The sequence below is a fragment of the Mesorhizobium sp. ArgA1 genome (genome assembly GCF_053714375.1).
The window spans coordinates 1,173,104-1,194,234 of the sequence record NZ_JBSKBQ010000001.1; the positions used below are offsets into that span (position 1 = coordinate 1,173,104).

General features: G+C 63.6%; 18 protein-coding genes. 9 read left to right on the forward strand and 9 right to left on the reverse strand.

What is annotated here, in order from left to right; all coding sequences use genetic code 11:
• Positions 1–67: 67 nt before the first annotated feature.
• Positions 68–946: a 3-hydroxybutyryl-CoA dehydrogenase gene (locus ACWGTI_RS05725; protein WP_181061792.1), complete on the forward strand. Its 879-nt coding sequence runs from the start codon at positions 68–70 to the stop codon at positions 944–946.
• Between the two features lie 28 nt (positions 947–974).
• Here the strand turns inward: ACWGTI_RS05725 and ACWGTI_RS05730 are convergent, their stop codons facing one another.
• The 3 genes from ACWGTI_RS05730 to ACWGTI_RS05740 form a co-directional block, all read right to left on the reverse strand.
• Positions 975–2,909 (reverse strand): PAS domain S-box protein, encoded by a 1,935-nt coding sequence (locus ACWGTI_RS05730; protein ID WP_454586182.1) that lies wholly within the window; start codon positions 2,907–2,909, stop codon positions 975–977.
• A 204-nt stretch (positions 2,910–3,113) separates the two neighbouring features.
• Complete coding sequence (locus tag ACWGTI_RS05735; protein ID WP_454573248.1) at positions 3,114–3,752, reverse strand: NrsF family protein; 639 nt, start codon at positions 3,750–3,752, stop codon at positions 3,114–3,116.
• A 1-nt stretch (position 3,753) separates the two neighbouring features.
• On the reverse strand, positions 3,754–4,290 hold the full coding sequence (locus tag ACWGTI_RS05740) for a sigma-70 family RNA polymerase sigma factor (RefSeq protein WP_142866419.1): 537 nt from the start codon (positions 4,288–4,290) through the stop codon (positions 3,754–3,756).
• Positions 4,291–4,496: 206 nt separating this feature from the next.
• Between ACWGTI_RS05740 and ACWGTI_RS05745 the strand changes: the two genes are divergently transcribed.
• From ACWGTI_RS05745 to ACWGTI_RS05760, 4 genes are all read left to right on the forward strand, one after another.
• Positions 4,497–5,504: an iron ABC transporter substrate-binding protein gene (locus tag ACWGTI_RS05745; RefSeq protein WP_454586183.1), complete on the forward strand. Its 1,008-nt coding sequence runs from the start codon at positions 4,497–4,499 to the stop codon at positions 5,502–5,504.
• Positions 5,505–5,667: 163 nt separating this feature from the next.
• Positions 5,668–7,239, forward strand: coding sequence for an ABC transporter permease (locus ACWGTI_RS05750; RefSeq protein WP_454586184.1), 1,572 nt, complete (start codon positions 5,668–5,670; stop codon positions 7,237–7,239).
• Positions 7,236–8,318 (forward strand): ABC transporter ATP-binding protein, encoded by a 1,083-nt coding sequence (locus ACWGTI_RS05755; protein WP_454586185.1) that lies wholly within the window; start codon positions 7,236–7,238, stop codon positions 8,316–8,318. The genes ACWGTI_RS05750 and ACWGTI_RS05755 overlap by 4 nt, the downstream gene beginning before the upstream one ends.
• A gap of 155 nt (positions 8,319–8,473) precedes the next feature.
• Positions 8,474–8,971 (forward strand): cytochrome b, encoded by a 498-nt coding sequence (locus ACWGTI_RS05760; protein WP_454586186.1) that lies wholly within the window; start codon positions 8,474–8,476, stop codon positions 8,969–8,971.
• Between the two features lie 31 nt (positions 8,972–9,002).
• On the opposite strand, the gene ACWGTI_RS05765 is transcribed toward ACWGTI_RS05760, so the two are convergent.
• The 5 genes from ACWGTI_RS05765 to ACWGTI_RS05785 form a co-directional block, all read right to left on the reverse strand.
• Positions 9,003–9,806: a phosphodiesterase gene (locus tag ACWGTI_RS05765; RefSeq protein WP_454586187.1), complete on the reverse strand. Its 804-nt coding sequence runs from the start codon at positions 9,804–9,806 to the stop codon at positions 9,003–9,005.
• 24 nt (positions 9,807–9,830) lie between these two features.
• Entirely contained in the window at positions 9,831–10,931 is a 1,101-nt protein-coding gene (gene ugpC / locus ACWGTI_RS05770; protein WP_454586188.1) for a sn-glycerol-3-phosphate ABC transporter ATP-binding protein UgpC, read from the reverse strand.
• 10 nt (positions 10,932–10,941) lie between these two features.
• Positions 10,942–11,856, reverse strand: coding sequence for an ABC transporter permease subunit (locus tag ACWGTI_RS05775; RefSeq protein WP_454586189.1), 915 nt, complete (start codon positions 11,854–11,856; stop codon positions 10,942–10,944).
• A gap of 7 nt (positions 11,857–11,863) precedes the next feature.
• Positions 11,864–12,748 (reverse strand): carbohydrate ABC transporter permease, encoded by an 885-nt coding sequence (locus ACWGTI_RS05780; protein ID WP_454586190.1) that lies wholly within the window; start codon positions 12,746–12,748, stop codon positions 11,864–11,866.
• Positions 12,749–12,867: 119 nt separating this feature from the next.
• Positions 12,868–14,220: an extracellular solute-binding protein gene (locus ACWGTI_RS05785; protein ID WP_454586191.1), complete on the reverse strand. Its 1,353-nt coding sequence runs from the start codon at positions 14,218–14,220 to the stop codon at positions 12,868–12,870.
• Between the two features lie 675 nt (positions 14,221–14,895).
• On the opposite strand from ACWGTI_RS05785, the gene ACWGTI_RS05790 reads away from it, so the two are divergent.
• On the forward strand, positions 14,896–17,346 hold the full coding sequence (locus ACWGTI_RS05790; protein ID WP_454586192.1) for a bifunctional diguanylate cyclase/phosphodiesterase: 2,451 nt from the start codon (positions 14,896–14,898) through the stop codon (positions 17,344–17,346).
• On the opposite strand, the gene tlpA is transcribed toward ACWGTI_RS05790, so the two are convergent.
• Positions 17,338–18,039: a thiol:disulfide interchange protein TlpA gene (tlpA, locus tag ACWGTI_RS05795; RefSeq protein WP_454586193.1), complete on the reverse strand. Its 702-nt coding sequence runs from the start codon at positions 18,037–18,039 to the stop codon at positions 17,338–17,340. The two genes, ACWGTI_RS05790 and tlpA, sit on opposite strands and share 9 nt — an antisense overlap.
• Positions 18,040–18,074: 35 nt before the next feature.
• Between tlpA and argH the strand changes: the two genes are divergently transcribed.
• From argH to lysA, 3 genes are all read left to right on the forward strand, one after another.
• The gene (gene argH / locus ACWGTI_RS05800; RefSeq protein ID WP_454586194.1) at positions 18,075–19,475 is read left to right on the forward strand and encodes an argininosuccinate lyase; all 1,401 of its coding nucleotides are present in this window, start codon (positions 18,075–18,077) and stop codon (positions 19,473–19,475) included.
• Positions 19,476–19,545: 70 nt separating this feature from the next.
• Positions 19,546–19,752 (forward strand): hypothetical protein, encoded by a 207-nt coding sequence (locus ACWGTI_RS05805; protein ID WP_454586195.1) that lies wholly within the window; start codon positions 19,546–19,548, stop codon positions 19,750–19,752.
• 70 nt (positions 19,753–19,822) lie between these two features.
• Positions 19,823–21,091 (forward strand): diaminopimelate decarboxylase, encoded by a 1,269-nt coding sequence (lysA, locus tag ACWGTI_RS05810; protein ID WP_454586196.1) that lies wholly within the window; start codon positions 19,823–19,825, stop codon positions 21,089–21,091.
• Positions 21,092–21,131: the final 40 nt, after the last annotated feature.

A 21,131-nucleotide genomic window follows, 5' to 3' on the forward strand; every position in this document is an offset into this window, starting at 1 on the left:
CCACCCTTTTAGTTTGCACTGCACAAAAAGCAGGCCGTAAAGGCCTTTTTCGACGGGATCGCAGTAAATGGCCAAGATCGAGACGATCGGCATCATCGGCGCGGGCCAGATGGGCGGCGGCATCGCCCACGTGTCGGCGCTTTCGGGCTACAAGGTACTGATCTACGATGTCTCTCCCGACCGAATCGAGAAGGGCATCGCCACAGTCAGCGGCAACATGGCCCGCCAGGTCGGCTCCGGCAAGCTTGACGAAAAGCTGCGCAACGATGCGATGGCGCGCATTTCGGCGGCTCCCGCCATGGCCGATCTCGCTGGTGCCGATCTGGTGATCGAAGCGGCGACCGAGGACGAGACGGTCAAGCGCAAGATCTACGCCCAGCTCTGTCCGCAGCTAAACCCCGAAGCGATCCTGGCGACCAACACCTCGTCCATCTCGATCACCCGGCTGGCCGCGCAGACCGACCGTCCCGAGCGGTTCATCGGCATACATTTCATGAACCCGGTTCCGCTGATGAAGCTGGTCGAACTGGTGCGCGGTATCGCCACCGAAGACCAGACCTTCGAGGCCGCCAAGGCCTATGTGAAGCAACTCGACAAGACGATCACCGTCTCGGAGGATTTCCCCGCCTTCATCGTCAACCGTATCCTGTTGCCGATGATCAATGAGGCCATCTACACGCTCTACGAGGGTGTAGGCTCGGTCGACGCCATCGACACCGCCATGAAGCTCGGCGCCAACCATCCGATGGGACCGCTGCAGCTGGCCGATTTCATCGGCCTCGACACCTGCCTGTCGATCATGCAGGTGCTGCATGACGGCCTGTCGGACTCCAAGTATCGCCCCTGCCCGCTGCTGGTGAAATATGTCGAAGCCGGCTGGCTCGGCCGCAAGACCGGACGCGGCTTCTACGACTATCGCGGCGAACACCCGGTTCCGACGCGCTAACCACCAGAACGAAGAGCCAGCGCTGCCCTCAGGACGCCGCCGCGAGCGGCGGCACGGCCCGGTCCTTTGACCCATTGTCTTCAGCTGCCACGGAAACACAGCCGCGGCCGGCTGCCTTGGCCGCATAGCAGGCGGCATCCGCACGGGCGATGATCTCGTCGACTTCACCGCTACTGGCACGGATCGGCGCCAAACCGATGCTGGCATCGATCGCATGCGGCCGTCCGTCCCAGGTGAACTGCAGGCTGCGGATGGCGTCGATGATCGAGCGCGCCGCAATCCTGGCGCCGGGGCTCGATCCGGATTTAAGGATGACGGCGAATTCGTCGCCCCCGAGCCGGGCGACGATATCCTCCGGCCCAAGCGCACCGCGAATGGCGTCGGCAACCCGCTTCAGCAGGGCGTCACCCGCGGCATGGCCGCCAGTGTCGTTGACCAGCTTGAAATGATCGAGGTCGATGAACATGAAATGATGCTCGCCCGCTGGTCTTGCCGCGCCGGCCTTGCGGCTCTGGTCGACCAGCTCTTCCATGGTGCGGATAAAGCTTGAGCGGTTGGCGAGGCCGGTGAGCGCGTCATGCGCGGCGGCGTAGGCCAGCTGGCGCTGCAAGGCGCGCGCATCGGTGAAATCCTGGAAGACGATGACGAGGCCGCAGAACTCCTGGCGTTCGTTCATGATCGGCGACACCACCTGGCGAATGCTGCAGCGCGTGTCGTCGCGGCGGATAAGGACGGCGCGGCTGTTCTGATCGGCGGGGCCGGCGACGCCGAGCGCCGGCCGCGTCATGCCGATTCGTTGCCCGGTTTCCTCGTCCACTGCCCAGTAGACATGGCCAAGGGTCTTGCCGAGCGCCTCGGCGCCGGCAACGCCGGTCAGCTTTTCGGCGACCGGATTCATGAAGGTAATGCGGTTGGCGGCATCGGTGCAGATGACGGCGTCGCCGATCGACTGCAGTGTCACCCTCAACCGCTCCTTCTCGTCCGCCAGCGCCGCCGCCGACACAATCAGGCTTTCCTCGGTCTGCTTGCGCTGGGTGATGTCGGTCAGGCTGCCTATGGCCCGGATCAGCCGGCCTTCGCTGTCGCGCTCGAGTGTCTTGCCGCGATCGAGGATCCAGACCCAATGGCCATCCTTGTGACGCATCCTGAACTCGGCTTCGAAAAACGGCGTCTTGCCCTCCAGATGGGCGCGATCGGCCTCTGCCACCTTCTCCTGGTCGTCGGGGTGGATCATCTCCAGCCAGCGGTCCGGATCGCCGTCCAGTTCGCCATCGGCGTAGCCCAGCATCTTCACCCAGGTGGCGGAGTAGGTGGTGCCGCCCTTGCGCATGTCGAGATCCCAGACGCCTTGTCCGGCACTGGCCAGGGCAAAGTTCCAGCGCGTTTCGGCTTCGGCTATGCGCGCGTCGGATTGCTTGCGCGCGTCGATATTCTCGATCTGCGAGACGAGGTAGAGCGGGCGGCCGCTCTTCTCGTCGCGGATGACGGAACCGGCAAGATGCGCCCACACCGGGGTGCCGTCTTTCTTGAGGTAGCGCTTTTCGAACTGGAAGGCGTTGGTGGTGCCCGCCCGTATGCCGTCCATCGTCTCGCGGCCGATCTGCACATCATCGGGATGCGTGATCTGGAAGAAGGTCAGCGCCTCGATCTCTGCCTTGCCGTAACCAAGCATGGCGGCGAAGGCCGGATTGGTTTCGTGGATACGGCCATCGAGGCCGACAATGGCGATGCCGATCGCCGAATCCTCCATGGCGCGGCGGAAGCGCTGCTCGCTCTCGGCGATCTGCCGGCGGTCGTCGAGTATCCGGTAAATGAACAGAGCGGCGAGCATCAGGGCCACGGCGGCAACCGGCACCGATATCAGCAGACAGAGCTTCAGGACATCGGCGCTGACGTCGAGCCGCGACAGCAGCATCGCCACGACGGCGGCGCAAAAGCCACCGGCCGCGAGCACCAAAGCCACGTGACTGTCAGCCCGCAGGCTTTTTCGTTTCCATCGCGTCACTGTGCATCCCACCCCGTGCGCAACACAATTCTGCGGAAAACCTTGGATGATCGATTTTAAGGAAAGGTTGCGCCGGATCCATCGGCAACACGGTTAGCCCGCAAACAATTGCCGGCATGATTAAGGATCGGTGATCATTGCCGGCGATCTCAGTCGGCCCGGTTACCAGCGCACGAAGAACCTTCCTCCGAGCGCGCCGAGCCCGGCGAGGACTGCGATCGCAAGCGTATACCAGGTGGCGACGAAAAGCGGCGAATCGTCGAAGCAGTGCGCAGCGTAGAAGGTCGCCGCCAGCCCCCCGGCTAGCAGGCCCGCGACCGCGCCTGCAAGCACCGGCCGTGTCGGCGCGCCATAGCGCAGCATCCACAGGAATACGGCAAGCGGCCCGATGCCGATCAGCGGGATGAACCCCATGCAGATCATCATGTTGGAACCGACCATGCGCGTGCTCCACATCGGCTCCGGCACCATGAACAGTTCGAGAGCCACGGCCACGGCCACAAGCAGCGGCGCCGCAAGCATCCAGGCTGCCGCTCTCGCCGTCGAAGCGCCCGGTGTCGACAGTGCCCGGATCAGTGCGAAAGCTGTGGCGGCCAGCACCAGCGTGAAGACGAATTTCGCCAGGAACCGCACCGTGTGCATTGCGATCATGATGTCGGGGCGCGGACCAATGGTTAGGAAGAAGACCACCGCGGCGATCACCGCAGCGGCAGCCGCCGCCATCCACCAGGCCGAGCGCAGCGGCATCGCCTTGCTGCGCACGTCAGCGTCAAGCGCCTTGATGAGATCTTCGGTTCTCATGTCACTGCCGCCCGAAACGTTTGGCGATTGCGGCAAGCCCGCGATGTAGCGATACCCTGACCGCCGTCTCGCTGACTCCGAGCTTGGCAGCCGTCTCGCCGATCGAGCGGCCATCGACCGATATGGCCGAGACCACCGAACGCTGCGCCGGCGGCAAGCCGTCCAGCGCCCGGTTGATGTCACGTTCGCTGACGGTCTCGGCTTCCGGCTCGGCAAAAGTTTCGGCGATCTCGTCGATCTCGATCTCGATACGCCGTCCGCGCCGCCGAAAGGCATCGATCAGTTTGAAGCGGGCGATCGCATAGATCCACGGCAGCACCGGCGCGTCCTGGCGCCAGGTATGCCGTTTCACATGAATGGCCAGCAAGGTTTCCTGCACGACATCCTCGGGATCGACCCCGCCCTGTACGATCTTGCGCCTGACAAAGCCGCGAACAAGCGCGGCGATCCGGTGCAGAAAGTCGGCGTAAGCCCTTTCATCTCCCGCGATCGCGGCCCGCATCAGCCGGGAAAGCTCGGCCTCATCCTTGCCGCTCACAAGAGTTCACTCCCCGATCTTCGCGCCTCGGCGCTGATTTGTTACGTGGCCAACGAAATAATGTCCAAGCCAAAGTGCCGCAAAATCACGAAAGTTTGCGGGGGCGGCGACCGATTGAAGCAGCCCGCCAATGTTGACTATGCTAATCAGGTATCGGTAGGTGCAGGCGTAACCAGACCAGACCAGACAGATCGAGGACGACGCCCATGAGATATGCCCTCTCCACTTTGACCGGCGCTGCCGCGCTGGCCGTGAGCTTGATTGGCGGCCCGGCTATGGCCGCGGACGCCGGCATCATCGTCTACAATGCCCAGCATGAGAGCCTCGCCAAGGAGTGGGTCGAAGGTTTCACCAAGGAAACCGGAATCAAGGTCACGTTGCGCAATGGCGGCGACAGCGATTTCTCCAACCAGATCGTCGCCGAGGGCGCTTCTTCGCCGGCCGACGTGTTCCTGACCGAAAACTCCCCGGCCATGACCCTGGTCGAGGCAGCGGGCCTTTTCGCGCCGGTCGACGCCGACACGCTGGCCCAGGTCCCGGCTGAATTCCAGCCGAGCAGCGGCAAATGGGTGGGTGTCGCGGCGCGCAGCACCGTCTTTGCCTACAACAAGACCAAGCTCACCGCCGACCAGCTGCCCAAATCGATGATCGATCTCGCCGATCCGAGCTGGAAAGGCCGCTGGGCCGCCTCGCCGTCGGGCGCCGATTTCCAGGCCATCGTCAGCGCGCTGCTTGAGCTCAAGGGTGAAGCCGCAACCGCCGACTGGCTGAAGGCCATGAAGGAGAATTTCACCGCCTACAAAGGCAATGGCACGGTGATGAAGGCGGTCAATGCCGGCGAAATCGAAGGTGGTGTCGTCTACCACTATTACTATTTCGGCGATCAGGCCAAGACCGGCGAAAACAGCAAGAATGTCGCGCTGCACTATTTCAAGAACCAGGATCCCGGCGCCTTCGTCTCGATTTCCGGCGGCGGCGTGCTGGCCTCGAGCAAGCATCCGAAGGAAGCCCAGGCGTTCCTGAAATGGGTGACCGGCAAGGGCGGCCAGGACGTGCTGAAGACCGGCACATCCTTCGAATACGCAGTCGGCAAGGACGCTCCGTCCAACGCGAAGCTGGTGCCGCTGGCCGATCTGCAGGCGCCGAAGGTCGATCCGGCGACACTGAACTCTAGAAAGGTGACCGACCTGATGACGGCAGCCGGCTTGCTTTAGTCCGTGTTCGTCCTAAAAGGGCAACGACTGCGCTCCTGCGGGCCTTTCCGCAGGAGCGTTCTGTTTTCGAGATGGCATCGTCCATGACGACACATTGCATTTCTAGCAGCGCCTCCGGCGCTACGGACGCCCTCGCCCCGGCGGCAGTGGCGCGGCCGAGCTGATGCAATCTGCGGTCGATCTCGCAGACCCGAGCACGGCAGCCAGGCGGTCCCGCCGGCAGCCCATGTCCTGGATCGTGCTCGCCGCCATTGTTGTCTCGCTGTTGTCGCTCCTGCCGCTTGCCTTCATCATCTGGATCGCCGTGCAGACCGGCTGGGACACCGTCTCGTCCCTGATCTTCCGGCCCCGCGTCGGCGAGCTCCTGGTCAACACCGTGCTGCTGGTGGCGCTCACCGTGCCGATCGCGCTTGTGTTGTCGATAGCGCTGGCCTGGCTGACCGAGCGCAGCGACCTGCCCGGCGCTCGGCTGTGGGCCTGGCTTGCGGTGGCGCCGCTCGCCATCCCCGCTTTCGTGCACTCCTATGCCTGGATTACCTTGGTGCCGGGACTGCACGGCCTGTGGGCCGGCGTGCTGGTGTCGGTCCTTGCTTATTTCCCGTTCCTCTATCTGCCGATCGCGGCATCGCTGCGCCGGCTCGATCCAGCTTTGGAGGATGCAGCCGCAGCGCTCGGCCTCGGACCGTGGCGCGTATTCGCACGCGTGGTGCTGCCGCAGCTCAGGCTCGCCATTTGCGGCGGCGCGCTGCTGGTCGGCCTGCATCTGCTTGCCGAATATGGCCTCTATGTCTTCATCCGCTTCGACACGTTCACCACCGCGATCGTCGACCAGTTCCAGTCGACCTTCAACGGCCCTGCCGCCAACATGCTGGCCGGCGTGCTGGTGACATGCTGCTTCGTGCTGCTCGCGCTGGAGGTGCTGGTGCGCGGCGAAGAGCGCTACGCTCGCGTCGGCTCGGGCGCCGCGCGCCACCGGCAGCGCAGCAGGCTCGGCCGCGCCACGCTGCCCTGCCTGGCTCTGCCTGCCATCACCACACTGCTCGCGATTGGCGTGCCTTTCGTCACCATCGGCCGCTGGCTGGTCGCCGGCGGCGCCGATGTCTGGCGTTTCGACGAGATCGGCCTGGCGCTTGGCCAGACGCTGTTCCTGGCGCTCGCCGGCGCCCTGCTTGCGACCATCGCCGCCATGCCGATGGCATGGATCTCGATCCGCGCATCGGGGCCGCTGCAGCGGCTGCTCGAGGGCTGCAACTACATTGTCGGCTCGCTGCCCGGCGTCGTCATCGCGCTGGCGCTGGTCACCATCACCGTGCGCATCGCCATTCCGCTCTACCAGACGCTGTTCACCATCCTGGTCGCTTATGCGCTGATGTTCCTGCCGCGCGCCCTGATCAGCCTCCGGGCATCGATCGCACAGGCGCCGATCGAGCTTGAACGTGCCGCCGCCAGCCTTGGTCGGCCGCCGCTGAAGGCGCTGTGGTCGACGACGATCCGCCTGTCGGCGCCTGGGGCCGCGGCGGGCATGGCGCTAGTGGTACTCGGCATCATGAATGAGCTGACCGCCACCCAGATGCTGGCGCCCAATGGCACGCGCACGCTGGCCATGGCGTTCTGGTCCTACAGCGGCGAGATCGACTATGCCTCGGCCGCCCCTTACGCCTTCATCATGGTGGCGATGTCGCTGCCGCTGACATGGCTGCTCTATGTCCAGTCGAAACGGATGGCCGGACGATGAGCTTTCTCGAAATCAACGGCCTCACCAAGCATTACGGCCCGGTCGCCGCAATTGCCGGCGTCGACCTCAGCGTCGCCAGCGGCAGCCGCACCGCGATCGTCGGCCCCTCCGGCTGCGGCAAGACGACGTTGCTGCGGCTGATCGCCGGCTTCGAGGCGCCGGACCAAGGGCGCGTCGTGCTCGACGGCGAAGTGCTGGCCAATGGCGGCCATGCGGTGCCGGCGCACCGCCGCGGCATCGGCCTGGTGGCGCAGGACGGCGCCCTGTTCCCGCATCTCAGCATCGCCGACAATATCGGCTTCGGCATGACCCGCGGCGAAGAGCAGCGCACTGAGCGCATCGCCGAACTGGCCTACACGGTCGGACTAGACAAGGCGATCCTCAAACGCCGACCGCACCAGCTCTCTGGCGGCCAGCAGCAGCGCGTGGCGCTGGCCCGCGCCATGGCGATGAAACCCAGGCTGATGCTGCTCGACGAGCCGTTCTCGGCGCTCGACACGGGTCTGCGCGCCTCGATGCGCAAGGCAGTGGCCGAATTGCTCGAAGCCGCCGGCATTACCACCATCCTGGTCACCCACGACCAGGCCGAGGCGCTGTCCTTCGCCAGCCAGGTCGCGGTGATGCGTGACGGAAAGTTCTCGCAGATCGGCACGCCGCGCGAACTCTACCTGCAGCCGAAGGACCGCATGGTCGCCGAGTTCCTCGGCGACGCCATCATCTTGCCGGCAAAGATTTCAGGCGGCTTCGCCACCTCTTCGCTCGGCCGCATCGCCGTCGACTCGAAGGAGCGGCGCGATGTCGCCCGCATCATGCTGCGGCCGGAGCAGGTGCAGGTGAGCCGCACCGCGCGCGAAGGCATGTCGGGCCCGCCGGGCACGATCTTCGCCGAGGTGACGGAATCCGAGTTCGCCGGCTCGATGTGCACCATTGCGGTTCGGTTGTTGAACAACCCCGATCCGCCAGACGCCGCGGCAATAGGCAACACGCCACTGATGCTGCGCAAGCCGGGCATCGACGCGCCGGCAGTCGGCGAGATCGTGCGGCTGACCGTCTCCGGCAAGGCGCATGTCTTCGCCTGAAGCCATTCAGGAATTGGCTGCGGACGGCTGACCTCAATACGAAAATGTAAGGTTTCCGCCATATTTCCGGGAGGTTTCGACCCAAATTAAGCCACCGTCCCCCACATATTCAATATTGCGAGGAGTTGGAACTTCGTAATAAAGGGGATATCTAGGTGAAAGAAATTAGACAAGGTTATTCATTTTATCAAATAGCATTGCACTGGATCATTGCTGCGCTCATGTTATTCCAGCTTTTCTTTGGCGAGAACATGACAACGGTGGTGGATGCCGCCGAGGACGGAACCTCAGTATCAGCAACGGACCAAATGCTAGGCTCAGCCCATTATTGGGTAGGGATAGCGATCCTCGCTCTGGTTGTGCTCAGGCTCGTCATGCGGTTGGTTTCGGGTGCACCCAAACCGGCCGAGAGCGGCCCTGGCTGGATGAAGATCGCGGCTCGCGGCTCACACGGGCTTTTTTATCTGCTATTGCTGGCGACGCCGATCCTTGGCCTTCTCGCTTTCTATGTCGGTGATCCGTGGGGCGATATTCACTCTATGAACAAACCAGCTTTTATCGTGCTGATTTCCACCCACGCCTTAGCCGCACTGTTTCATCAGTTCTGGCTTCGCGATGGCACATTGAAGCGGATGCTATCGCCCAGTCGATAGGCCGGACCTGCCGAATAGTTAGTTCCCAAGGCTAACGAACCCTCTGGCCCGTTGCCGGTGACCAGAGCGGCCATGTCTCAAGGAAATCGTTGTTGTGCACGACCAGTCGCCGGGCGGCGGCGTCGATGAGAACGATGCCGTAGGTCGGCGGCGCCTCCTCGACCACTTCATCGCCGACCAGATCGAGCATGAAGCGGGCATGCAGGCCGCGCTGCGCGGTGAACGGGATGCCGGCGACCGTGCCGGCAATGTCGCGGTGGACATGGCCGAAGAAGATATGGCCGACATTGCCGTGGCGCGTCAAAAGGTCGAGGAAGCGCTGCGGCTGTTCCAGCCCGAGCGGATCGAGCAGCGGCAGGCCGAGCTCGACCGGCGGATGATGCAGGAAGATGTAGGCCCGCTTTTCCGCCGCCTCGCCAAGCCGGGCGTCGAGCCAGGCCAACCGCTTGTCGCAGAGCTCACCGGTGACGCGGCCTTCGACCAGGCTGTCCAGGAATATGAGCGATGCTTGCGGTGTATCGAAGACAGACTGCACGAAGCCGTTGTCGTCGGTCGGATTTTCGGGGAATGCCGCCACGAGATTGGCCCGCCGGTCATGATTTCCCGGCAGCAGCCGGTACGGCAGGGAAAGCCGTTTCAGGCTCGATTTGAGATCGGCATAGCTTTCGGGCGCACCCGTCTCGGTCAGGTCACCGCTGAAAACACAAAGAGCCGCATCGCCATGGCGGGCATTGATGTGCTCGATGCAGCGGTCGAGCCGCTCATGCAAATCCGCGCCAAAACGGATTTCCCCGCGGCGGCCGAGATGGACGTCCGTGACCTGGATGATTTTCATGATGTGACCTGTAAGCTGTAAGTGTCAGAGCGCCGGTTCCGGCACCGAGGCCTTGAACACGTCGAGCCGGCTGCCGGTCTCGGAAGAGAAGAAATGCAGGTCGGCCTCGGAGAACTGCAGGCCGACGGCGCTGCCCGGAACCGGATGGACGACCTCCGATGTCACCACCGAGAACGGCGCGCCGTCGAAATCGACATAGACGACGCGTCCAGCGCCCAGTTCCTCGACCAGGTCGACGGTCGCTGCCAGAGCGCCCGGCGTGCCGGGCGCGACCAGGCGCACCGCCTCCGGTCGGATGCCGACCGCAACCTTGCTACCAACCGGCAGGCCCGTGCGCGAAACGCTAAGCTTGCGGCTGTCGCCGAGCAGCGACAGGCCGTCGAGCGTTACCGTGCCTTCGAGCATGTTCATCGCGGGCGCGCCGACGAAGGTGGCGACGAAGCGGCTCGCCGGACGGCTGTAGACTTCGGCCGGCGTGCCGACCTGTTCGACACGGCCGCCATTCATCACCACAAGCTTGTCGGCCAAGGTCATCGCCTCGACCTGGTCGTGGGTGACGAACACCGAGGTGGCGGCGAGCCGGCGGTGCAGCTTGCGGATTTCCGAGCGCATCTGCACGCGCAGCTTGGCGTCGAGGTTGGACAGCGGTTCGTCGAACAGAAACACCTTCGGTTCGCGGATCATGGCGCGGCCCATGGCGACGCGCTGGCGTTGGCCGCCGGACAGCGCCATCGGTTTGCGGTCGAGCAGATGTTCGAGCTCCAGCGTGCGCGCAACCGCCTGGATGCGCTGGGTGCGCTCGGCGGTGGGAACGCCCGATACTTTCAGCGAATAGCCGATGTTCTGCGAAACACTCATATGCGGATAGAGCGCATAGTTCTGGAACACCATGGCGCAGCCGCGCTCGCGCGGCTCCAACTTGTTGACCACCGTGCCGTCAATAGCGATCGTGCCGCCCGAAATGTCCTCCAGCCCGGCGATCATGCGCAGCAGCGTGGACTTGCCGCAACCCGACGGCCCGAGGATGACGACGAATTCGCCCGTGGCGATGTCGAGATCGACGCCATGCACGACCTGCATCTTGGCGTAGCTCTTCGTGACGTCGCGGATGGTGATGGAGGCCATTGGTTGCTCCTTATTTTTCGGTGGCGATCAGGCCGCGCACGAACCAGCGCTGCATGGCGACAACGACGACCAGCGGCGGCAGCATGACGATGAGCGTTCCGGCCATGGCGATGTTCCATTCCGGAATGCCGCCGACGTTGGGAATGAGCTGCTTGAGTTCGGTCACAGCCGTCGCATGAGACTGGTCGGTGGTGATGAGCAGCGGCCACAGATACTGGTTCCATGCCCACAGGAACATGATGGTGCCGAGCGCGGCCATGTTGTTGCGCGACAACGGCAACAGGATATCGATGAAGAAGCGCAGCGGCCCGGCGCCGTCCATGCGCGCGGCTTCGGTCAGTTCATCCGGAACAGTCAGGAAGAACTGCCGGTAGAGGAAGGTGCCGGTGGCGGTGGCGATCAGCGGCAAGATCAGCCCGGTGTAGGAATTGAGCAGGCCGAGGCTGAGCGCAACCTGGACGCCCGACACCTTCTCGATCAGCCAGGTCAGGCCGGTAATGTCGAGGATGGTCTGGTAGGGCGACAGCACGTTGGCGACGACCGCATAGGTCGGCACGATGCGTACTTCCAGCGGCAGCATCAGCGTCACGAAGATCAGCCAGAAGATGAAGGTGCGGCCGGGATAACGGAAATAGACGATCGAGAAGGCGGTCAGCGCCGAGATGATCACTTTGCCGGCGGCGACGCCCGCCGCCATGACAAAACTGTTGAACAGTTTGGGGCCGAGGTCGGCTGTCGTCCACGCCGTTTTGATGTTGAGCCAGAAGTCGCTGCCGGGCAGCAGCGACATCGGCACGTCGTTGACGTCCTTGAGGTTGTGCGACGCGGCGATGACCACGATCACGAACGGCGCGATGCAAAACACGAAGCCGACGAACAAGATCACATGCGTGAAGAAATTGAGGAACGGGGTGCGCTCTACCATATCCGCCTCACCTGTAGTGCACGCGCCGCTCGATGAAGCGGAACTGGAAAATGGTCAGCACGACGATAAGCAGCATCAGGATGATACTCTGTGCGGCGGCGCCCGAGTAGTCGAGCCCTTTAAAGCCGTCGGAATAAATCTTGTAGACCATCAGATTTGTGGCATTGGCCGGGCCGCCCGAGGTCATGATGTCGACGATGCCGAAGGAATCCTGGAAGCTTTCGGTGATGTTGATGACCAAAAGGAAGAAGATGGTCGGCGTGATCAGCGGGAACTGGATGTCCCAGAAGCGCCTGATGACGCCGGAGCCGTCCATCGCCGCCGCCTCTATCAGCGAACGCGGGATGGCCTGGAACGCGGCGAGGAAGAAGATGAAGTTATAGCCGACATACTTCCACGAAAAGGCGACGATGATCGACGCCATCGCGTCGGCGCCGTCGAGGCCGGGGTCCCAGAAGCCGGGCCAGACCTGGTTGACGACAGCCATGAAGCCGGCTTCCGGCGCCAGGATGAAGCGGAACGCCATCGCCAGCGCGGGGGCTGCGATGCCGTAGGGCCAGATCAGCACCACGCGGTAGAGGCGCGAGCCGGCAAGCTGGCGGTCGGTGAGCGCCGCAAGCACAAGCGCGATGAACATCGCCATCCCTGTGCTGATGCCGGCAAAGATGAGGCTGGCGGTGATCGAGTTCCAGTAGTCGGCGTTGGACAGGATCGAGCGGAAATTGTCGAGCCCGACCCAAATGTTGCCGCCACCCCAGGGCTGCTGCAGCGTCAGTGACCAGTACACGGCCTGGCCAGCCGGCCAGTAGAAGAAGGTGAAGATCAGCAGGAGCTGCGGCACCGCGAAAAGGATGCCGATAGTCCACCTGCTGAAGGTAACGCGTTTTTCCATCGATCCGCCGACGCCCGCCTGACAGCTGGCTTAGAGCAAGGTGAGGTTAAGAACGAAATGGCCGCCCGTCGACCCTAGCATGATGCTCGGACGCGACGGGCGGCCCTGAAGTCAGGCGATCAGGGCAGGGTCTTGCCTGGATAGGTCTGCTGGAAGCGGTCGAGGATGGCGTCGCCGTTCTTGACCAGCGTGTCGAGGCCTTCCTGGACGCTGACCTTGTTGGCGAAGATGGCCTGCATCTGGGTGCCGAACTCGGCGCGGATCTGGGTGAAGTTGCCCAGACGGATGCCGCGGGTGATTTCGGTCGGCTCCGACGCGGTCAGGCTGGCGATCGCGACTTCTCGACCTTTATAGGGAGCCTTGTCGTAGAAACCCTGGGACTTCAGGTAGTCGAAACCCGACTTGGTCACCGGGATGTAGCCGGTGTTGGTCGACCAGAACAAAGCGGTCTTTGGGTCGTGGATGAAGTTCAGGAAAGCGGCGGCTCCCTTGTACTCGGCGTCCGACTTGCCGGAGAGCACCCACAGCGAGGCGCCGCCGACGAGCGAGTTCTTGCGCTCGGTGCCGGCATAGACCGGCAGCTCGGCGACATCCCAGTTCATGCCTTCCTTCTGCGTCTTGCCGACGGTGCCGTGGTCGCCGACCGAGGTCATGATGACCTGGCAGGTGCCGGAGGCGAAGGCCTGGACCATATCCTGGCCGAGATCCTTGGACTTGATCTTGATCAGGCCCGCGTCATACCACTTCTTCAGATCGGTGACGTACTGCACGAACTTGGTCTTGTTGACTTCAAGACGGGCGTCGAGACCGTCATAGCCGTTGTTCTTGGTGGCGATCGGCTGGTTGTGGATGGCCGAGAACTGCTCCATCAGCTGCCAGCTTTCATTGGCCGAGATGTTGATCGCCATCGGGCATTCATAGCCGGCGTCCTTCAAGGCCTGAAGGTCGGTGGCGACATCTTCCCAGGTCTTGGGGGCTTCGGTCTTGCCGATCTTGGCGAAGGCGTCCTTGTTCCAGTACATCAGCGGCGTCGACGAATTGAACGGGAACGAGAGCATCTCGCCCTTCGACGTCGCGTAGTAGCGGGCGATGCCGGGGAAATAATCGGCGTAGTCGATCTTGTAGCCGTTTTCTTCCATCAGCTTGTCCGCGGGCTTGTAGGCGCCCGACAGCATCATGGTGGCGGTGCCGACGTCGTAGACCTGGACGACGGCTGGCTGCTTGCCGGCGCGGAAGGCGGCGATAGTGTTCTGCAGCGTGGCGTCGTAATTGCCCTGGCTGGTACAGACGACTTCATAGTCGGCTTGCGATGCGTTGAAGTTCTTGCACAGCGTATCGACAACGCGGGCGAGGTCGCCCGACAGGCCGAACCAGAAATCGAATTTGACCGGCTCCGCGGCAGCCGGCTGCGCCAGCGCGATGCTGAAGGCCCCGGCGGCAAGGGCCGCAAGGCCCCGCTTGAAGATCGACATGGATTTTATCCCTCTTGAGTGGCTGATGACATCAGGCTTTGCGCAAGTCCCTTGCCGCTCTCATAGAGAAGGTATGTGACAGTTCTGTTGTGCCTTTTCGGGCTTGTAGACAGCCGGCCTCTCCTCCTCGACGGCCACGCCGGCATGAAACCGTCATATCGGCGCCCTAGGTAGCTAGGGCGCCTCGGGATGCCGTAAAGACCCAGCCGCAAGAATGATTATCCGGCTAATATGTCCTGTCAGATGACGGGCCAGATGACGGGCTTGAGCGGAGAGACGACGGCTGGTCCCGCAATTGACGCACGTACCCCGCCGGCAACTACCAGGCGATGCGCGAAGGCCCGCGCGGCTATGGTGGCAGGCCGCCAACAATCTCGATTTGCCAACACAGCGGCGCGAGGCCGGCGATCCAGCACCGATCGGCCGCATCGACTGGTTCTTCACCCGTGGCCTTGCAGCAAGCGCCCCTTCGGTCCTGCCCGCAGTGCTTGCCGATGGCTGCCGAGCCCGATCACGAAGCGCTGCTCGTGACCGTGCGCCTAGTATGAGATAAGATCGCCGCGAGGTACAACCCGGAAAACCCGCTATAGTTGTGGTGCGCATAATTGATTCTTCAACCGCCCCGTACTATTCAAAGTCCATGGCTGATTGCTGCGGGAGAGCAGGTGGCGCGAGATGCTGACGGTCTATAATTGCATCGTGCACCAGCACGATCTGAGACTGGTTGTACTGGCAGCCCTTATTTGCGGTATTTCTTCCTTCTCGGCGGTCAATCTGCTTCGCCATGTCGACCGCTCAAGCCGGCGCAACCGCTATACCTGGCTGATGATATCAGCCACTTCCACCGGCTTCGGTATCTGGGCGACGCATTTCATCGCCATGCTTGCCTTTTCTCCGGGAATCCCCAACGCGTACAATGCGGAACTGTCTGCGCTTTCGCTCGCCGCTTCCGTCGCCCTGACAGCCGCCGGCATGTGGATTGCAACCTTGCGCCGGCGCATCGACTACGCCCTGGTCGGCGGCGCCATCCTCGGTGTTGGCATCGCCGCCATGCACTATATCGGCATGGCCGCTTTCGAGGTCGAGGGACGCATCGTCTGGAACACGCTTCTGGTCGCCGTCTCGCTGCTGGCAGGCATCACCCTCGCCGCGATGGCGCTGCTGGTCGTGCTGCGGCGCCCGTCCATGCAGGCGACCATCGCCGCCGCTGTCCTGTTGACGCTGGCGATCTGCACCCTGCACTTCATCGCCATGGCCGCAGTGTCGATCTTCCCGGACTCCTCAATCGAAATATCACGGTTCACGGTCGAACCGGTGTCGCAGGCCTTCGCCGCCGCTGCAGTCAGCCTGGCTATCCTGGTGCTTTCAGCCGCAGCATTGTGGATCGACCTGCGCTTCCGTCGTCACAAGCTCGAGGCCGAGCGCATGCACGGCCTCGCCAACGCCGCCGTCGAGGGCCTGATCGTCTGCGACGGCGCCCGCATCGTCAGCGCCAATGACAGCATCGCTGCCCTCACCGGCATGGCGCCGGAAGCGCTGAACGCGATGCTGCTCGGCGACCTCTTCGGCGAACGCACCGCGGCCAGCATGTCCGACTGCAGCGGACAGGCACAGGAGGCGGAACTCAGAGGCCATGACGGAACCGCCATCCCCGTCGAACTGATCGCCAGAAGCATCGACTATTGCGGCAAGCCGCACAACGTCATCGCCGTGCGCGACATCCGCGAACGCAAGAAGGCCGAGCAGGAGATCGTGCGCCTCGCCCACTTCGACCCGCTTACGGGGCTCCCCAACCGCCGCAGTTTCTCGGGCCGGCTCGAGTCCGAAATTGCCGCAATGGGCCACGGCGGCAAGGGCGGGTATCTTGCGCTGCTGCTGCTCGACCTCGACCGCTTCAAGGAAGTGAACGATCTTTTCGGGCACGGCGCCGGCGACGCCATGCTGCAGAAGGTGGCGCTATGCGCCTCCGCCGTGCTCCGCCACGGACAGATGCTGGCGCGTCTCGGCGGCGACGAGTTCGCCATCATCGCCCCGAACCTTTCTGATCCGCAGGCAGCCGGCCGCATCGCCGAGGCAGTGCTGGCGGCCATGCGCGAGGAAAACCGGCTGTCGGTCGGTGGCGGCCTGGTGTCGGCCAGCATCGGCATTGCACTTTATCCGCTCGACGCCGACGAGCCCACAGCCCTGGTCAGCCACGCCGACACCGCGCTTTATCGCGCTAAGGCCGAAGGCAAGGACACCTACCGTTACTTCGAGGCCTCGATGGGCGCCGAGGCGCGCGACAGGCGCGTGATGGAGCACGAACTGCGCCAGGCCATAGCGCGCAATGAGTTTCGCCTCGTCTACCAGCCGCAGAAGGAGATCAGCAGCGGGCGGATGGTCGGGTTCGAAGCGCTGATCCGCTGGCGTCATCCGCAGCGCGGCGACGTGTCGCCGGCAACCTTCATTCCGGTGGCCGAAGACAGCGGCGTCATCATCCAGATCGGCGAATGGGTGCTGGCGACGGCTTGCGCCGATGCAGCGCGCTGGAAGAACCCTCTCACCGTCGCGGTCAATGTCTCGGCTGTGCAACTCCACAACCCGAATTTCAGCCGCAAGGTGCACGAAGTCCTGCTCGGCTCCGGCCTGGCGCCCGGCAGGCTCGAACTCGAGATCACCGAAACGGCACTGGTCAAGGACATGCCGCGCGCGCTCGCCACCTTGCGGCAGGTCAAGGCGCTGGGCGTGCGTGTGGCGATGGACGATTTCGGCACCGGCTACTCCTCGCTGTCCAACCTTCGCGCCTTCCCCTTCGACAAGATCAAGATCGACGGCTCGTTCATCAAATCGGTCGACAGCAACGGCCAGGTGGCGGCCATCGTGCGCGCCGTGCTGGGGCTCGGTCGTGGTCTCGGCCTGCCGGTTCTGGCCGAGGGCGTCGAGACGCTGGGCGAACTGAAATTCCTCGACGCCGAGGCCTGCGAGATTGGCCAGGGCTATTATCTTGGCCGACCGAGCGCGATCGAGCACTTCAGCGAACTGACCGGCGTCACCGCGACGGCAGTGCCGGAAGAAGCCACGATCAAACCGCGCAGCGGCGGCAGCATCCTGATGCTCGAACCCGCGGCGGCTCTTCGCTCAACTTGAAGGTTCGAGCGCGGCCTCGACCAGCCGCTTGGCATCCGGCCCCGACCATTCGGCCGGCCCGTTCATATGCGCGACCAAGCAGCCTTCGCCGTCGATCAGCATGGTGACGGGAAGGCCGAGCGCCAGACCGCGCGTCTTGACGTCGTTGAACAGCGCCAGCGTTGGGTCGCGGTAGTAACCGAGCTTCTCGATACCGATGTCGCCAAGGAACTTCTTCGGCTTCACATCGTCGCCGGCATCGACATTGACCGCGATCACCTCGAAGGCGTCGCTGCCCTTCTCTTTCTGCAGCGCGTCAAGCGCCGGCATTTCAGCGCGGCAGGGCGCGCACCATGTCGCCCACAGATTGAGCAGCACCGTCTTGCCGGCGTGGTCGGCGATCGTCATCGGCTTGCCGTCGGGGCCGTTGAAGGCAAGGCCTTTCAGCGATTGCGGCGGATCGGCGGGCAACAATGCGGCAACCTGGCCCGTGGCCGCGGCGGCGACCTTCTTGGCACGGTCGCTCTTGGCGGCGCAAGCGACGTCGTCCTTGCTGCCGCCGGCGGCAGCTTGCGCTGGTGCGCTGCCGGAGGCTGCGTTGTTGCCAGAACCGCTCTCGCTGACATATACCGCGACCGCGCCCGCCAGTACGCCTGCCACCAAAGCGGCAAGGATCAGGCGCGGGGCCGGGAAGTATCTATTGCCGTTTGCCATTTTTCCAAAACTGCTCCGGAGCACGGGTTATAGCGATGAGCGACAAGAAGGCCAGCAACCAGATGTGGGGCGGACGTTTTGCCTCGGGTCCGGCCGCGATCATGGAAGCGATCAACGCGTCGATCTCGTTCGACCGCAAACTTTATGCGCAGGACATAAGAGGTTCGATCGCCCATAGCGAGATGTTGGCTGAAACGGGCATTATTTCGGCAGCCGATCAAGAAAAAATCGCTCACGGCCTGAACACAATCCTGAAAGAGATCGAGGCCGGCACGTTCGAATTCTCGACCCGGCTGGAAGACATCCACATGAATGTCGAGGCCCGCCTCGCCGATCTGATCGGCTCGGCAGCCGGCCGCCTGCACACCGCCCGCTCGCGCAACGACCAGGTCGCGGTCGACCTCAGGCTCTGGGTCAAGGACGAGTGTTTCCGCGTCGCCGAGGCGCTGAAGGGTCTGATATCAGCCTTCCTCGAACGAGCCGAGGAGCATGCGGCAACCGTCATGCCGGGCTTCACCCATATGCAGGCGGCGCAGCCGGTGACCTTCGGCCACCACTGCATGGCCTATGTCGAGATGTTCTCGCGCGACCTGTCGCGCGTCCGCGACGCCATCGAGCGAATGGATGAAAGCCCGTTGGGCGCGGCAGCCCTTGCCGGCACCAGCTTCCCGATCGACCGCCACCAGACCGCAAAGGCGCTCGGCTTCCGCGAACCGATGCGCAACTCGCTGGACAGCGTTTCCGACCGCGATTTTGCGCTTGAGTTTTTGAGCCTGGCAGCGATCTGCGCCACGCATCTGTCTAGGCTCGCCGAAGAGATCATCATCTGGTCGACGCCGCAATTCGGCTTCGTCAGACTGTCGGATTCCTTCTCCACCGGCTCCTCGATCATGCCGCAGAAGAAGAACCCGGACGCCGCCGAACTGGTACGCGGCAAGACCGGCCGGGTCACCGGCCATCTGGTCGGCCTGCTGACGGTGATGAAGGGCATGCCGCTGACCTATGGCAAGGACATGCAGGAGGACAAGGAATCGGTCTTCGACGCCGCCGAAACGCTCGATCTGATGCTGGCGGCGATGACCGGCATGGTGCGCGACATGACGGTGAACGCCGCCGCCATGAAAAAGGCCGCCGGCTCCGGCCATGCGACCGCGACCGACCTCGCCGACTGGCTGGTCCGCACGCTGGGCCTGCCCTTCCGCGAGGCGCACCATGTCACCGGCCACGCGGTGGCGCTGGCCGAAGAGAAGAAGGTGAGCCTTGAGAAGCTGTCCCTGCAGGATCTGCAGTCGATCAACCCGGGCATCACCGAGGACATCTTCTCGGTGCTTGCCGTGCAGAACTCGGTGAAGAGCCGCACCAGCTTCGGCGGAACCGCACCCTCGGAAGTGCGTAAGCAGATCCGCGCCTGGAAAAAGCGCATCGCCAAGGCATGATGCCGGGGTGCAATGCGCCGAAAACTCGGTTAAAAGCGGCAGCACATAAAAGTTTCGGACGGATGGATCGATGACCGCACGCAGGATTTTGGTGACGCTGACCCTGCTGGCAGCGATGGCTTCCGTGACCGCCTGCGGCCGCAAGGCCGGCCTCGACACGCCCTATGAAGCGGCCGTACAGGCCCGCAAGGACGCCGAGCGAGCCAAGCAGCCGGTGCCGCCGGAGCCGGAAAAACCGGTTGTGGACAAGAAGTTCATCCTCGACCCGCTGCTCTAGGATCGATGAGAACCGGGGCTGGTCTTCTCAGCCCGATCTCGCCGTACCCCAACTTTTCGGAACCGCTCCCGTGAACCATTTCGACTACCGCGACGGCGTGCTCCATGCCGAGGACGTGGCGATACCAGACATCGCCGCAAACATCGGCACGCCGTTCTATTGTTATTCGACGGCCACCTTGACCAGACACTACCGGGTGTTCGCCGGGGCCTTTGCCGGGCTCGACACGCTGGTCTGCTACGCCTTGAAGGCGAATTCCAACCAGGCGGTGCTGCGCACGCTGGCAAGGCTCGGCGCCGGCGCCGACACCGTCTCGGAAGGCGAAATGCGCCGTGCGCTCGCCGCCGGCATCCCGGCCAACAAGATCGTATTTTCCGGCGTCGGCAAGACCGCGCGCGAAATGGATTTCGCGCTCGAGGCCGGCATTCTCTGCTTCAACGTCGAATCCGAACCCGAGCTGGAGTTGCTGTCGGCCCGCGCCACGGCACTCGGCAAGGTGGCGCCGGTCTCGCTGCGCATCAACCCGGATGTCGACGCCAGGACGCACAGGAAGATCTCCACCGGCAAGGCCGAGAACAAGTTCGGCATTCCTTGGCAAAGGGCGCGCCAGGTCTATGCCCGCGCCGCCGGACTGCCGGGCATCAAGCCCATCGGCATCGACACCCATATCGGCAGCCAGATCACCGAGTTGCAGCCCTTTGACGACGCCTTCGCGCTTCTGGCGGAACTGGTCGGCGCGCTGCGCGCCGATGGCCACGCCGTCGAGCACGTCGATCTCGGCGGCGGCCTCGGCATTCCCTACCGCACCGACAACAGCCCGCCGCCTCTGCCCGATGCCTATGCCGAGATCGTCAGGAAGCATCTGACAAAGCTTGGGGTGAAGGTGATGTTCGAGCCGGGCCGGCTGATCGTCGGCAATGCCGGCATACTGGTGTCGGAAGTGATCTTCGTGAAGGAAGGCGACGCCAAGAATTTCCTCGTCGTCGACGCCGCCATGAACGATCTGATCCGGCCGACGCTGTATGACGCCTTCCACGACATCAAGCCGGTGGTGCAGCCGCCGGCCGACACCCCGCGCATGGCGGTCGATGTCGTCGGCCCGGTCTGCGAGACCGGCGACTATCTCGGCCTCGACCGTGACCTGCCCCGGCTGAAGGCTGGTGACCTGATTGCCGTCTCGACGGCCGGCGCCTATGGCGCGGTGCAGTCCGGCACCTACAACACAAGGCTTCTGGTGCCAGAGGTGCTGGTCGACGGTGACCGTTTTCATATCGTACGCCAACGCCAGACCTATGATGAGCTCATCGGCCTGGATTCGGTGCCCGACTGGCTGACATAGGCGGCGCCTCGCCGTTCCTGCAAGCGACTTGGAGAACGCA

Coding starts and splice junctions, on each gene's coding strand:
- ACWGTI_RS05725 (WP_181061792.1), top strand. CDS start 68: ATGGCCAAGATCGAGACGATCGGCATCATCGGCGCGGGCCAGATGGGC.
- ACWGTI_RS05735 (WP_454573248.1), bottom strand. CDS start 3,752: ATGAGAACCGAAGATCTCATCAAGGCGCTTGACGCTGACGTGCGCAGC.
- ACWGTI_RS05745 (WP_454586183.1), top strand. CDS start 4,497: ATGAGATATGCCCTCTCCACTTTGACCGGCGCTGCCGCGCTGGCCGTG.
- ACWGTI_RS05750 (WP_454586184.1), top strand. CDS start 5,668: ATGCAATCTGCGGTCGATCTCGCAGACCCGAGCACGGCAGCCAGGCGG.
- ACWGTI_RS05755 (WP_454586185.1), top strand. CDS start 7,236: ATGAGCTTTCTCGAAATCAACGGCCTCACCAAGCATTACGGCCCGGTC.
- ACWGTI_RS05765 (WP_454586187.1), bottom strand. CDS start 9,806: ATGAAAATCATCCAGGTCACGGACGTCCATCTCGGCCGCCGCGGGGAA.
- ugpC (WP_454586188.1), bottom strand. CDS start 10,931: ATGGCCTCCATCACCATCCGCGACGTCACGAAGAGCTACGCCAAGATG.
- ACWGTI_RS05775 (WP_454586189.1), bottom strand. CDS start 11,856: ATGGTAGAGCGCACCCCGTTCCTCAATTTCTTCACGCATGTGATCTTG.
- ACWGTI_RS05780 (WP_454586190.1), bottom strand. CDS start 12,748: ATGGAAAAACGCGTTACCTTCAGCAGGTGGACTATCGGCATCCTTTTC.
- ACWGTI_RS05785 (WP_454586191.1), bottom strand. CDS start 14,220: ATGTCGATCTTCAAGCGGGGCCTTGCGGCCCTTGCCGCCGGGGCCTTC.
- ACWGTI_RS05790 (WP_454586192.1), top strand. CDS start 14,896: ATGCTGACGGTCTATAATTGCATCGTGCACCAGCACGATCTGAGACTG.
- tlpA (WP_454586193.1), bottom strand. CDS start 18,039: ATGGCAAACGGCAATAGATACTTCCCGGCCCCGCGCCTGATCCTTGCC.
- argH (WP_454586194.1), top strand. CDS start 18,075: ATGAGCGACAAGAAGGCCAGCAACCAGATGTGGGGCGGACGTTTTGCC.
- ACWGTI_RS05805 (WP_454586195.1), top strand. CDS start 19,546: ATGACCGCACGCAGGATTTTGGTGACGCTGACCCTGCTGGCAGCGATG.